Source organism: Ideonella sp. sgz306126, from assembly GCF_056032705.1.
Genome location: NZ_JBVYWP010000003.1, coordinates 132,232 through 145,341, shown reverse-complemented (window position 1 = coordinate 145,341; position 13,110 = coordinate 132,232). Strand labels below are relative to the sequence as shown.

At 63.3% G+C, this 13,110-nt stretch carries 12 protein-coding genes; 11 read left to right on the top strand and 1 reads right to left on the bottom strand.

Annotated features, from left to right (window positions below):
* Nucleotides 1-196 precede the first annotated feature (196 nt).
* From AC0N04_RS09145 to AC0N04_RS09135, 3 genes are all read left to right on the top strand, one after another.
* Entirely contained in the window at nucleotides 197-2,059 is a 1,863-nt protein-coding gene (locus tag AC0N04_RS09145) for an SLBB domain-containing protein (RefSeq protein WP_474280775.1), read from the top strand.
* A 10-nt stretch (nucleotides 2,060-2,069) separates the two neighbouring features.
* Entirely contained in the window at nucleotides 2,070-3,212 is a 1,143-nt protein-coding gene (locus tag AC0N04_RS09140; protein WP_474280773.1) for a Wzz/FepE/Etk N-terminal domain-containing protein, read from the top strand.
* A 305-nt stretch (nucleotides 3,213-3,517) separates the two neighbouring features.
* The gene (locus AC0N04_RS09135) at nucleotides 3,518-4,525 is read left to right on the top strand and encodes an NAD-dependent epimerase (protein WP_474280771.1); all 1,008 of its coding nucleotides are present in this window, start codon (nucleotides 3,518-3,520) and stop codon (nucleotides 4,523-4,525) included.
* A gap of 36 nt (nucleotides 4,526-4,561) precedes the next feature.
* On the opposite strand, the gene AC0N04_RS09130 is transcribed toward AC0N04_RS09135, so the two are convergent.
* On the bottom strand, nucleotides 4,562-5,734 hold the full coding sequence (locus AC0N04_RS09130) for a nucleotide sugar dehydrogenase (RefSeq protein WP_474280769.1): 1,173 nt from the start codon (nucleotides 5,732-5,734) through the stop codon (nucleotides 4,562-4,564).
* A 401-nt stretch (nucleotides 5,735-6,135) separates the two neighbouring features.
* Between AC0N04_RS09130 and AC0N04_RS09125 the strand changes: the two genes are divergently transcribed.
* The 8 genes from AC0N04_RS09125 to AC0N04_RS09090 are packed head-to-tail and all read left to right on the top strand — an operon-like array spanning nucleotide 6,136 to nucleotide 13,104.
* A complete protein-coding gene (locus AC0N04_RS09125; protein ID WP_474280767.1) occupies nucleotides 6,136-6,534 on the top strand; it encodes a MarR family EPS-associated transcriptional regulator in 399 nt (132 codons plus the stop codon).
* A 31-nt stretch (nucleotides 6,535-6,565) separates the two neighbouring features.
* A complete protein-coding gene (locus AC0N04_RS09120) occupies nucleotides 6,566-7,153 on the top strand; it encodes a GNAT family N-acetyltransferase (protein WP_474280765.1) in 588 nt (195 codons plus the stop codon).
* A 19-nt stretch (nucleotides 7,154-7,172) separates the two neighbouring features.
* Nucleotides 7,173-7,583 (top strand): sugar 3,4-ketoisomerase, encoded by a 411-nt coding sequence (locus AC0N04_RS09115; RefSeq protein ID WP_474280763.1) that lies wholly within the window; start codon nucleotides 7,173-7,175, stop codon nucleotides 7,581-7,583.
* Nucleotides 7,580-8,692 carry a DegT/DnrJ/EryC1/StrS family aminotransferase gene (locus AC0N04_RS09110; protein WP_474280762.1) on the top strand — a complete coding sequence of 371 codons (1,113 nt, stop codon included), beginning with the start codon at nucleotides 7,580-7,582 and terminating at the stop codon, nucleotides 8,690-8,692. The genes AC0N04_RS09115 and AC0N04_RS09110 overlap by 4 nt, the downstream gene beginning before the upstream one ends.
* Complete coding sequence (locus AC0N04_RS09105) at nucleotides 8,693-10,009, top strand: O-antigen translocase (RefSeq protein WP_474280761.1); 1,317 nt, start codon at nucleotides 8,693-8,695, stop codon at nucleotides 10,007-10,009. It abuts the gene before it with no gap.
* Nucleotides 10,006-10,992, top strand: coding sequence for a glycosyltransferase family 2 protein (locus tag AC0N04_RS09100; RefSeq protein ID WP_474280760.1), 987 nt, complete (start codon nucleotides 10,006-10,008; stop codon nucleotides 10,990-10,992). Before AC0N04_RS09105 ends, AC0N04_RS09100 begins: the two co-directional genes overlap by 4 nt.
* Nucleotides 10,955-12,232: an O-antigen polymerase gene (locus AC0N04_RS09095; RefSeq protein ID WP_474280758.1), complete on the top strand. Its 1,278-nt coding sequence runs from the start codon at nucleotides 10,955-10,957 to the stop codon at nucleotides 12,230-12,232. The genes AC0N04_RS09100 and AC0N04_RS09095 overlap by 38 nt, the downstream gene beginning before the upstream one ends.
* Complete coding sequence (locus AC0N04_RS09090) at nucleotides 12,229-13,104, top strand: glycosyltransferase family protein (protein ID WP_474280756.1); 876 nt, start codon at nucleotides 12,229-12,231, stop codon at nucleotides 13,102-13,104. The genes AC0N04_RS09095 and AC0N04_RS09090 overlap by 4 nt, the downstream gene beginning before the upstream one ends.
* Nucleotides 13,105-13,110: the final 6 nt, after the last annotated feature.

Genomic DNA, 13,110 nt, shown 5'->3' with positions numbered 1-13,110 from the left:
CCAAGCCGCGCAGCGTGGACGGCTAGAATCCGCGCTGATTGCCGTGGCTGGCGTGCGCCCTTCGGGTGTGCCGGCCGCCCTGCCGCCTGCATCGGGCGGTCTCTTCTGGCGCGCGCACCGGCCCGCCTTGCCCATGCCCCACATGCACCCGACACGCTCCTTCACTTCGACGCGCCTGCGATCCGTCCGTCGCCTGATGGGCATCACCCTCGTGGCCCTGCTCTGGGCGGGCGGCCTGGGCAGCGTAAGCGCGCAGCAACTGACACCTCAGTCTTACGACTTGACGTCCACGAGCGGCCCGGCCGCGCAGGCGCAGGCCCCCGGCACCGTCACGCTGAAGCAGGCGCCGGTGAACGTCGACACCCGCCAGGACGAGGACACGACCCGCCTCCCGACGGAGCGCCCCGCGCCCTACGTGCCCAGCGAGTTCGAACGCTACGTTCAGGACCAGGCCGGCCAGACGACGTCGCCGATTCGCCGCTTCGGTGCCAACCTGGTGACCGATCCCAGCAACCTGTCTTCGCGCCAGGACCCGCTGCCGCTGGTGCCGGCCGACTACATCGTCAAGCCGGGCGACGAGGTGGTGCTGACGATCTGGGGCACCGCCGACGCCGATCTGCGCCTGGTCGTGGACCGTGCGGGCCGCATCTCGGTGCCGCGCGTCGGCGCGATCTCGGTGGCCGGGCTGCGCAATGCCGATCTGGGCCCGGCCATCAGCCGCCGCGTCGCCGAGGTCTTCAAGAACTTCCAGCTCACCGCCACGCTCGGCCAGCTGCGGGCGGTGCGCGTGTTCGTCAGCGGCTATGCCCAGCGCCCGGGCAGCCTGACGGTCAGCAGCCTGTCCTCGGTGCTGCATGTCATCATGCGGGCGGGCGGGCCCTCGGCCGCCGGCAGCTTCCGCGACATCGCGCTGATCCGCGGCGGCCAGGTCGTCTCCCATTTCGACCTGTACGACTTGCTGCTCAAGGGCGACCGCAAGGCCGACCAGATCATCCAGCCCGACGACGTGATCCGCATCGGCCCGATCGGCACCCAGGTCGGCGTGCTGGGCAGCGTGAACCAGCAGGCGGTGTTCGAGTTGAAGCCCGGCGAGACGCTGAACGATGCGATCGCGATGGCCGGCGGTTTCGACGCCGTGGCCGACCGCAGCCGCGTGGCGGTGGAGCGCCTGGCCGACCGCACGACAGGCCGGGTGGCCGAAGTGGCCATGCCGGGCGGCGGCGACCTGCCCCTGGGCACTGGTGACGTGGTGCGCGCCTTCAGTGCCATCACCGCCGTGCTGCCGCAGGACAAGCAGCGCAAGCGGGTGCGCGTGGAAGGCGAGGTGCTGCATCCCGGCGACTACGTGCTGCCCGCGGGCAGCAGCGTCGCCGACGCTCTGCGCGCAGCGGGCGGCCTGACGAACCAGGCCTATGTGTTCGGCACCGAATTCGACCGGGAAAGCGTGCGCCAGACCCAACAGCAGAACTACGAGCGCGCACTGCGCGATCTGGAAACCGACATGGCCAAGAACCAGGCCAGCCGCCACGTCGGCTCGGCCGAAGACGCCGCCAGCCTGACCAGCAGCACCAGTGCCACCTCTCGCCTGATCGACCGACTGCGCCAAGTACAGCCCAGCGGCCGCGTCGTGCTGCAGCTCGCCCCCGACGCCACGCAGCTGCCCGATCTGGCGCTGGAAGACGGCGACCGGCTCTACATCCCCAGCCGCGCGACGTCGGTGGGCGTGTTCGGCAGCGTGTTCAACCCGGGCAGCTATGTGTTCGCCAACGGCAAGACGCTGTCCGACTTCCTGAACCTGGCCGGGGGCCCGACCCGCGGCGCCGACAAGGGCAGCATGTTCGTGATCCGCGCCAACGGTTCGGTGATCAGCGCACGCCAGGGTGCCTCGTTCTGGGGCTCCGGCAGCGCCTTCGCCTCCGCAAGGTCCTTGCCTGGCGACACGGTCTTTGTCCCCGAACAGATGGACAAGAGCACCTTCACGCAGGACGCCAAGGACTGGACACAGATCCTGTACCAGTTCGGCTTGGGCGTGGCAGGCATCAAGGCCGTGGGGCTGTGAGGTGGCCGACATGACGCAGAACGAGACCCCCATCGCGCACCATATGGCCGTCGACGAAGATTTTGACGACGAGATCAATCTGCGCGAGTTGCTTCGGCCGCTGCTGCAGCACTGGAGGCTGATGCTGGCCGTGCCGGTGCTGGCCGGTGCGCTGGGCGCCGCGGGCAGTTATCTCATCACCCCGGTTTTTACTTCCACCACCACCTTTCTCCCGCCACAGCAGCAGCAGAGCACCGCCGCGTCTGCTCTGGCGTCACTGGGTGCCTTGGCGGGTATCGCGGGTGGCATTGCTGGCGTCAAAAGCCCAGCGGAAGAGTACGTGGCGCTGATGCAAAGCGTGACAGTCAGCGACCGCCTAATCGACCAGTTCAAGCTGCTGAAGGTCTACGACGTCAAGCTGCGGCAGGACGCCCGGAAGGCACTGAGCAAGTACGCGTCCATCCAGATCGGCAAGAAGGACGGATTGATCAGCGTCAGCGTCGAAGACACCAGCCCCCAACGTGCCGCGGACATCGCGAACCAGTACGTCAATGAGCTGCGCCGGATGACCTCGGTGCTGGCGGTATCGGAGGCTCAGCAGCGCCGCGTGTTCTTCGAAAAGCAGATGCAGGAGACCAAGACCCGCCTGGCCGCCGCGCAACTGGCGCTGCAGCAAAGCGGCATCTCTGCCGCCACGCTGAAGACCGAACCCAAGGCGGCGGCAGAAGAGTTCGCCCGCATGAGCGCCGAGCTCACGGCCGCCGAAGTGCGGCTTCAAACCCTGCGCGGCGCGATGGCGGATGGCGCGCCGGAAGTTCATCAGCAACTGGCCACCGTCCAGGCCCTGCGTGAACGCGTCAGCCAACTGGAGCGCAGCAGCGGCCCGTCGGCCAGCGACCCGGACTACGTCAACAAATATCGCGAGTTCAAGTACCAGGAAACCTTGTTCGACCTGATGTCCAAGCAATACGAGATTGCCCGGGTCGACGAGAGCCGCGAAGGTGCGCTGATCCAGGTGGTCGACCCCGCCCAACCCGCCGAACGCAAGAGCAAACCCAAACGTGCGCTGATCTCGATGGCAACCGCCATAGCATCCTTTTTACTGCTGTCGGTTTGGCTGATTGTGAGACAGCGGCAACGACATACTGTTTCAGATCCCGGTATCGGATCGTGAACAGCGAACGCGACTGCACAGGGAAGAATAACGAACAAGTGGAAACTGAGATTTTTTGACCGAGCTGTGAAAGGTCTAGTGGGTTGAATTTCTTGATGGTCAAAAATCAGCACGCCATAAGAAGCACATCTACAGTCCAGTCTTCAAGGCGCAGGGTTTCCGTCCGCCTCGTGTAACCATAAATCAATGACTAACCAAGTCATTTTCTCAACTTGCCCCGACCTCCCTTCCAGACGTCCTGGAGTAGGCTGTCAGATTCAATGCTTAGGCACATTGTTAGTGCTAAATAATTAATGCAACATTCGATGAAAATTCTCGTGACCGGTGCCGCCGGGTTCATCGGCATGCACGTGTGTGAGCGACTGCTCCAAAGAGGTGAGCAAGTTCTCGGCATCGACAATGTCAACGATTACTATGACCCTGCACTAAAGCGCGCGCGTCTGGCCAAATTAAGCCCAAATCCGAACTTTGCGTTTGAGCGCTTGGACGTAGCCGATCATGAAGGTGTAGAGGCATTGTTATCGAGGCACTCGATAGATCGCGTCGTGCATTTGGCGGCGCAAGCTGGGGTCCGATATTCACTGACCAACCCACGCGCATATGCCGAATCGAATCTGACCGGATTCGTAAACATGCTCGAAGCCTGCCGCCATGCACAGGTCAAACATTTGGTCTACGCCAGCAGTTCGAGCGTATATGGAGGCAATCTGAAGATGCCGTTCTCGGAGGCCGATGCGGTCGATCACCCGGTCAGTCTCTACGCGGCTACCAAAAAGGCGAACGAGTTGATGGCTCACACGTACAGTCATCTGTACGGCATTCCAACCACGGGATTGCGTTTCTTCACGGTCTATGGTCCCTGGGGCCGACCGGATATGGCTTATTTCAGCTTCACACAAGACATCTTGGCCGGGCGCCCGATCAAAGTCTTTAACCAGGGCAGGATGAAGCGCGATTTCACGTTCATCGATGACATCGTGGATGGGGTGATTGCGGCGCTGGATCGCCCCGCCACACCGGATGGTAATTTCGATGGGCGCGAGCCCCACCCCGCTCGGTCAACCGCGCCATTTCGGGTATTCAACATCGGTAACAACGATCCCATTGAGTTGGCGGACTTCATTGCCGCGCTGGAGAAGGCGCTGGGTCGCGAGGCAATCAAGGACATGCAGCCGATGCAGCCGGGTGACGTGGTGGCGACCTACGCCGACGTGTCGGCCCTGGAAGCCTGGACCAGCGTGAAGCCGCACATCTCGTTGGGCGAAGGCATTGCGCGGTTCGTGGCTTGGTATCGTTCATACCACGGCGTTTGACGGGATTGTCTTGCGCTGCGCTGGTTTCGTATTGGCTCAATCGCCGCCGAACAGATCGCGCGTGTATATTTTCTGCTTGACGTCAGCCAGTTCGGCACTGCTCCGATTTGCGACGATCACGTCGGCCTGCTGTTTGAAGGCGTCGAGGTCGCGCACGACGCGCGAGCCGAAGAAGTGCTCGTCGGCCAGGGCGGGCTCGTAGACGATCACCTCGACGCCCTTGGCCTTGATGCGCTTCATGATGCCTTGCACGCTGCTGGCGCGGAAGTTGTCGGAGTCGGCCTTCATGATCAGGCGGTAGATGCCCACCACCTTGGGCTTGCGGCGAAGGATGTCTTGCGCGACGAAGTCCTTGCGCGTGGTGTTGGCGTTGACGATGGCCTCGATCAGGTTCTGAGGCACCTGGCTGTAGTTGGCCAGCAGCTGCTTGGTGTCCTTGGGCAGGCAGTAGCCGCCGTAGCCGAAGCTGGGGTTGTTGTAGTGGTGGCCGATGCGCGGGTCCAGGCAGACGCCGTCGATGATCTGGCGGGTGTCCAGGCCGTGGCTGGCGGCGTAGGTGTCGAGCTCGTTGAAGTAGGCCACGCGCATCGCCAGGTAGGTGTTGGCGAACAGCTTGATCGCCTCGGCCTCGGTGCTGCGGGTCAGCAGCATGGGGGTGTCAGGCTTGAGCGAGCCCTGGCGCAGCAGATCGGCGAAGACCTGGGCGCGCTCGCTCTGCTCGCCCACGACGATGCGAGAGGGATACAGGTTGTCGTGCAGCGCCTTGCCCTCGCGCAGGAACTCGGGCGAGAACAGAATGTTGGGGCAACCCAGGCGCTCGCGCAGGGCCTGGGTGTAGCCCACCGGCACGGTGCTCTTGATGACCATGACCGCATGGGGATTGAGCGCGATCACGTCGCGCACCACGGCCTCGACCGAGCGAGTGTCGAAGGTGTTGGTCACCGGGTCGTAGTCGGTGGGGGTGGCGATGACGACGAAGTCGGCGCCGGCGTAGGCCTCGGCCTGGCTGAGCGTGAAGCGCAGGCGCAGGGGCTGGTGGGCCAGGTAGTGCTCGATCTCGGGGTCGGAGATGGGGCTGCGGCGGGACTGCAGCAGCGCGACCTTGGCCGCGTCGATGTCCAGCGCCACCACTTCGTTGTGCTGGGCCAGCAGCACGGCGTTGGACAGGCCCACGTAGCCGGTGCCGGCAACGGCGATCTTGAGAGTCATGAGATGGTACGGTAAGGCGTGAGAAAAATAGGCGGTGCGATGACGTTTGGTGATTATCGCCATGGTCGATAGCTGGTGAGCACGGGCGCGGAAATTGATGTCGCTGAGGCCCCCGTTTTCACCCATCCATTGGAGCGAGGAACAGTAATTGATTTCCCTCAGCGACCTTGAGCAAACGACGGTAGGCGGGAGAGCCTCTTTTCAACCGGGATCAGGGATCTTTCCGGTGTGCCACGCCTCCTGCGTTAAGCGCGGCTTCCAAGCGCCGAACCTCGCTGTTGATCGACGCGGCATCGCGAGCCGGCACCAATCGGTGCTGCGCACACAGATTCGCGCACATAGCACCGGTGGTCGACCCGCCTCGCCGGACCGGCCATCTTTCCAGGGCCGACGAAGGTACAATGTTCAAGGTTGAACAAAGCTCGCGCCCCTTGAAGCAAAGCCGCCAGGATCAGTTGAAGGAAGACACCAAATTCCGAGTGATGCGACTGCTGGAAAACAATCCGCGGATGTCCCAGCGGGAACTCGCGGATGCACTCGGCATCAGCCTTGGTGGCGTCAACTACTGTCTGCGTGCTCTAGTGGAAAGAGGCTGGGTGAAGATCCAAAATTTCCGCCAAAGCTCGAACAAGCTTGCTTTCGCCTACCTGCTCACCCCCAAAGGCCTTGCACACAAGGCGAGCCTGACCACACGGTTCCTCAAGCGCAAGATGAACGAATTCGAGCAGTTGCGCGTAGAAATCGAATCGCTTAGCAAGGAACTGCGCGCCCCAATTTGCAGTGCGTCCGACGAAGCATGACAGAAGTTCACCAATCCAGAGCGATGCTCGCATGAAGTCAACCGCCCGACCGCAACACATTGACATCGAGTTGTTCGATGCGCCCCCCAGCATCTCGATGCGACTAGCGCGACTCGAAGACGCCCAATACATCTACGGCCTTCGCATCAATCCGGACTACAACAAGCACCTTTCCGCCGCGCCGCCGTCAGTGGAAGCACAGCGTGAGTTCCTGAGGGGCTACCGGGAACGCGAAGATGCGGGAACGGAGTTCTATTTCGTGATCATCAAGCGGCAGACCGGTGAGCCATGCGGCGTGGTGAGGCTCTACGACCTGCAGCCGGAATCCTTCTGCTGGGGCAGTTGGATCCTTGACCACACAAAGCCACGTATGGCAGCCGTGGAGTCGGCCATGTTCGTCTACGACTTCGCGTTCGGCGTGCTCGGCTACAAGGCCAGCCATTTCGACGTGCGACGCGACAATGTCGGAGTCATCTCGTTCCACAAGCGCTTCGGTGCGATCGAGACCTCGCAGGACGATCTCAATATCTATTTCAGGCTCGAAGCAAACGGGTTCCGGGCGAAGCTTCCCGCGCTCACCGAGTTGACGGGCTACATGCCTCGCCGCTTCACCGCCTGACCGCGTCGCTCGAACCAACATGCCCCTGTCGGACTGCAGAATCATCGAACTCCCCCGGATCAACGACCCGCGGGGCAACCTGACCTTCGTCGAAGGCGGCACCCACGTCGGTTTCGATATCCAGCGCGTCTACTACTTGTACGACGTGCCGGGCGGCTCCGAGCGCGGCGGGCACGCACACAAGGCGCTGCAACAGTTGATCATCGCCATGTCGGGTAGCTTCGACGTCGTTCTGGACGATGGCGACGAGAAGAAGACCTTCCATTTGAACCGCTCCTACTTCGGCCTGTACGTGTGCCCAATGATCTGGCGAGATCTGAACAATTTCTCTTCCGGGTCGGTGTGCATGGTGCTGGCGTCGAATCGCTATGACGAGAGCGACTACTACCGGGACTACCAGCAATTCATGAACGAAAGACCGCGCACGTGATCGATTTCTTGAACCTGAAGCAAGTCAACGAGTCCATGAATGCAGAGTTGACGGCCGCTGCGGCGCGTGTCATCGAGTCGGGCTGGTACATCCTCGGGGCCGAAACTGAAGCCTTCGAAAGCGAGTTCGCGGCTTATTGCGGTGCGCGCCACTGCATCGGCGTGGCGAACGGGCTCGACGCGATCACGCTCTCGCTGCTGGCACTGGGCATCCAGCCCGGCGACGAGGTCATCGTCCCATCTCATACCTTCGTCGCGAGTTGGCTCGGTGTGAGCCATGCCGGCGCCGTGCCGGTGCCAGTGGAGGTCGACCCAACCACGTACAACCTGGACCCGAGTCGCGTCGAGGCGGCGATCACGCCGCGCACGCGTGCCGTACTGCCGGTGCACCTCTATGGGCGCCCCAGCGACCTCGCGCCGCTGCTTGACATCGCCGTCCGCCGCGGCATCCACGTCGTCGAGGACGCCGCCCAGGCCCACGGCGCCCGCTACCGCGGACAGCGCATCGGCCATCATGGCCAGGCGGTGACCTGGAGTTTCTACCCCGGCAAGAACCTCGGGGCGCTTGGCGACGGCGGAGCAATCACCACCGATGACGACACTCTCGCCAAACGCCTGCGCATGCTGCGCAACTACGGGTCGACGGTGAAGTACCACCACGAGGTCATGGGCTTCAACTCGCGTCTCGACGAGATCCAGGCGGCTATGCTGCGCATCAAGCTTCGAACGCTCGACGCGGACAATGCCCGGCGCGATCAGGTCGCCGCCATCTATCTCGCCGATATGCAGGCCCCGGGCCTTACGCTACCGACGACCACCGAAGGCATAGCCTCCTCCTGGCATCTGTTCGTGGTGCGCCACGCGCGGCGCGACGAACTGGCGCGCGGCCTGCAACAGAACGGCGTCGGGACCTTGATCCACTACCCAGTCGCGCCGCACATGCAGCCTGCCTACAGGGCGATGGGCCTGGCGCGCGGTAGCCTGCCGATCGCCGAGGCGCTGCAGCATGAGGTGCTGAGCCTACCCATGGGCCCACGACTGTCGGATGCGCAAGTGCACGCGGTCGTCCGGACCGTAGTTGACCTCGCGCACTCATTGGCTGCCGGCTGAATGACGCTCTTCCGCACGAGTCTGCTGAGCGCGCTGGCAGTATTCACTCGGCTGTCCGTTTCGATCTACCTGAATAAAATCCTGGCGGTGCTGGTTGGCCCTGCGGGCTTTGCGCTGATCGGCCAGTTTCAGAGCCTGGTGTCGGTCGTCACAGCCCTTGGTGGCGGTGCCGTGCAGATCGGCGTGACTAAGTACACAGCCGAGTATTCCGCTGATCCGGCGCGCCAGCAAAGCGTGTGGTCGACCGCACTGGCACTGAGCCTGCTGGGCTCCGTCGTGGCCAGCATCGTGCTCGTGCTGCTTCGAATCCCGCTCTCGAAAGTCATTTTCGGAAGCGCCGAATACTCCGACATCATCGTATACCTGGGCCTCACGCTCGCGTTCACGGGCGTGAACGGACTCTTCCTCGCGATCCTGAACGGCTACAAGGCCGTGCGGCATCTGGTCGCGGCCAACGTAGCCGGCAGCCTTCTGGGCGCGGCGATCTCCACCGCGCTCGTGTTGCGCTTCGGGATCTGGGGCGCACTTGTGGCGCTGACGGTCGGGCCTGCCTGCGCCTGCGGCGCCACGTGGCTGGTCTTCCGCCGCGTCTGCCACATCGACTGGCCCGGCCTCAAGAGGGCATTTGATCCGGCCATGACGCGGCGCCTGGGGAGCTTCGCCCTGATGGCGGCGACCACCGCGCTGGTCGTACCGGTCGGTCAGGTGCTCACTCGTAACTCGATCGCAGCCGACTTCGGCTGGTCGGTGGCCGGCCTTTGGCAGGCGCTGTGGAAGGTCAGCGAGACGCACCTGCTGCTCCTGACCTCGGTGCTGTCTGTCTACTTCCTGCCGAGGCTGTCCGAAATCCGTACCGGCTCCGAGTTGCGCAAGGAGGTGATGTCCGCCTATCGCTTCGTGGTCCCGCTGGTGGTCTGTTCCGCGCTGGGGTTGTTCCTGCTTCGGGATCCACTTGTGCGCATGCTGTTGTCGCCGAAATTCGCCGCAATCGCCCCAGTTCTCGGCCTGCAGTTGATCGGCGACGTCTTTAAGGTGTGCAGTTGGGTTATGTCGTTCACGATGGTTAGCCATGCGCGCACGCGAACATTCGTCGTAACCGAGATCGTATTCACGTTGCTAACAGCGGGTGGCATCATCGTGATGACCCACTACTTCGGGCTCAAGGGAGCAGCCATCGCCTACATCGGGGTCTATGTCATCTATTGGATGACGATGTATGTCCTGTTCGAGCGCTTGGTATCCGAGCTAGGCGAGCGTGCTCCTACGCACGCCGACGCAGTTGATCCGGCACTCGAAGAAGGCGGTCTCGCACGATGAACATCTCTACCACATTCACCGTCGAGACCCCGGACCGCGCCACGCCGGTCCCGGATGTGCCGCAGGCGGCCAGCGTTGCGTTGCTCGTGCTCGCGTTCAACCACGCGCGCTATCTCCCGCAATTATTCGAATCGATCGCCCTCAACCGCGCCGACATCCGCGAGCTGGTCCTGGTCGACAATGGGTCGTCTGACGCCTCTCTCGCGGCATTGATAACCTTCCGCGAATCCGCCCGTGCGCTCGGGATCGACGCCTCGGTGCAATCGAATCCGCGCGGCACCGGCGTCGCCTGGGCGCTGAATCGGGCCCGGGAGGCCACGCGCGCGGAGTTCATTGCCGTCATCGCAGGGGACGACTACCTGCTGCCGAGCCGCTTCGGCGCCCAGGTGGTGAAGCTCTCGTCCGACCCCGCCGCCGCTTTCGCCTATTCGAACGGCTATGTCTGCGACGCCGCCGGCGTGCTATCGGACACGCCAATCCACGATGCGCACGCGCTCAAGCTGCTTAAGGCTTCGCGGGCGAGCGAGCGGCCGTCGCTGTTCCAGCCGGTGCCAGCGCTGTTCACCCATTGCGCGCTGTTCCGGCGCACGGCGCTGGACGCCATCGACGGCTGGGACGAACAACTGGGCATCGACGACTGGCCGCTGAACATCCGCCTGTTCGACCGCTTCCCGGATGGATGCCGCTTCGTCGACGGGCAAGTGAGCGCCTACCGCCGCCACGACAGCAACGTCTCGAAGCGTCGCTATCGACAGTACATCGGACAGAAGCGGGTGATCCAACGCCTGGCGCGCAACGAGGAACTAGGTCGCAACCTCTTCGCGCTGTATGCCGCGCAGGTACTGGCCTCGCTCAAGCGAGGCCAGCACTGGCGGGCCCGCACGTTCTCCCGATCCGCGCTGGCCACCAAACCGGGTATTTTTCGGATATTCCGTTGGTTCCTGAATGAACTACGCCATCGCCTCACGAACAAGATTCGTTGACCCGATCTGGGTGACCTTGGCCATGTGGACGTTCGTCCTGGCCGGTGCCACCTGGGGTGATCTTAACGACCTAACACCCGAATTCCTGGCGTTCATGGCCCTCGGCGTCGGCGCGCACATGGCCGGCATGGCCGTGCGCCGCCTGACCACGATGAGACGCTTTAGCCGCGCCGGCCCGGTCCCTGCATCGCCGCAGCTCCTGCGCCAGTGGGCGCGGGGACGTCTCTGGTCGTCCGTCATGCTTGTGATCCTCGTCGTTGCCATCGCGTTCTTTATTTACCAATACTCGCTGGTCGTGCCCTCGCTCGATCCACTGGGACTGGTCCAGATGCGCAACGTCTACCTCGAGGAGACGCGCGGCGAACGCGACAAGCTGTTCATCTACACTACCCACCTTACGTTGCTGGGCATCGCCACGCTCTATCACGCGGCGCTCAACCATGCGCTCGGCGCGAAGCTCGGGCAGCCGCAATCGCGCGCCCCGGTCAACCTGATCGCAATCGCAACCTTCTGCGCCGGCCTGCTGACCACCGGCCGCACGGCGCCCCTGCTCGTGATCATCTGCTACGCCGTCTACTGCCTGCGCTTCAGGCTTTACACGACTCGGCGCATCATCGGCTCGTTCTTTGTGCTGTCGATCGCTATGTTCTTCCTCGTCGCACTGGCGCTCGGCAAGGAGGGCCTAGGCGACGGCAACGCCCTAGAGGCCGTCAGTAACTTAGCAAAGGTCTATTTTTTCTCCGCGCCGGCCGCGATGCAGGAAATCGTCGTCCACCATCAATCAGTGACCAACGTCTGCAGCAACATCTTTTCCTATCCGGTCGACCTGGCCAAGAAGTTCGGCTTCTTCGAACATTGCGACGTCCGGGAACTGGACTTCGTCTTCGTCCCGGTAGCGACCAACGTGTACACATTCCTGCGCGCGTACTGGGAGGACTTCGGCTGGGGCTACCCGATCGCACTGTTCGCGGTCGGCTACCTGATTGAGGCCATCTATTTCTCCGCTTTCAACCGTCAGGGCTTTGGTGCCTTCATCTATCCAATCGTGCTCAATTCGCTCCTGCTGCAAATTTTCGAGGAGCAGTTGTTCGCCAACGGCTCCGTGCTGGCCTACCTAGCCGTGTTCTACGGCCTGACGCACCTTCTCTTCATCGGCAGGGGCCGGCGCCGACGCACGAGGCGCGCCACCAATGCGGCAGCCACTGCCAAGCCGTCCAATTCGACGCTCTCTCCCGCATGATCATTTCAGTCATCACCACTTACAAGCCCGACAACGGCCTGCGCGCCCGGTTCGAGGCGCTGCTCAAAGTCTGCGGAGCGGTCGTCGTCGTCGACAACACGCCGGGCGGCCATCGGCAGTTCGACCTACCGCCCGGCTTCCACGTGCTGCGCAACATGACCAACCTCGGCCTGGGCCTGGCGTTGAACGCCGGCGTGGCGGAAGCCCGTCGACTCGGCGCCGACGACATCATCTTGTTCGACCAGGACAGCACACCGTCAGCAACGTTCGTGAGCGGCATGGTCGATTCCCTGCACGAGGCGATCCGCCTGCACGGGCCGCTGACGGGCGTCGGGCCGACGCATGTCGACGACGCGACTGGCACCGTCCAGGCCAGCCGCTGGCGGCGAGGGGCGACGCCGCTCGACAGGTTCCAGGGTGTCACCTGCCTGCCCACGTCCGGCATGACGGTCCACGTCGCGTCGCTGGGACCCGACGATGGCTTCGCCGACGACTTCTTCCTCGACCTTGCCGACTTCGAATGGTGTTGGCGCTTGCGCTCTGGCGGCTGGCGTTTCCTGCGCGACACGTCGGTGCAGATGCGCCACCGGCTGGGCGTGGCGGAGCGCCACTGGATGGGAATCCGCTTCCACGTTCCCGCGCCATACCGGCACTACTTCCAGTTCCGCGACACCCTCCGGCTGTTGCCGCGCCGCTATGTTCCGCTGTATTCGAAGTTACGGCTGCTTTGCGTCCTGCCCCTCAAGATGATGGTGTACCCATTCATCCTCGACCACGGCATCGAACGTGTGCGGTGGATGCTCTGGGGCGTGCGAGACGCGCTGTGCCGGGTCCGCGGCATCGGCGCTGCCGCTGCCCGCCTGTCGCGGTGAACAGCG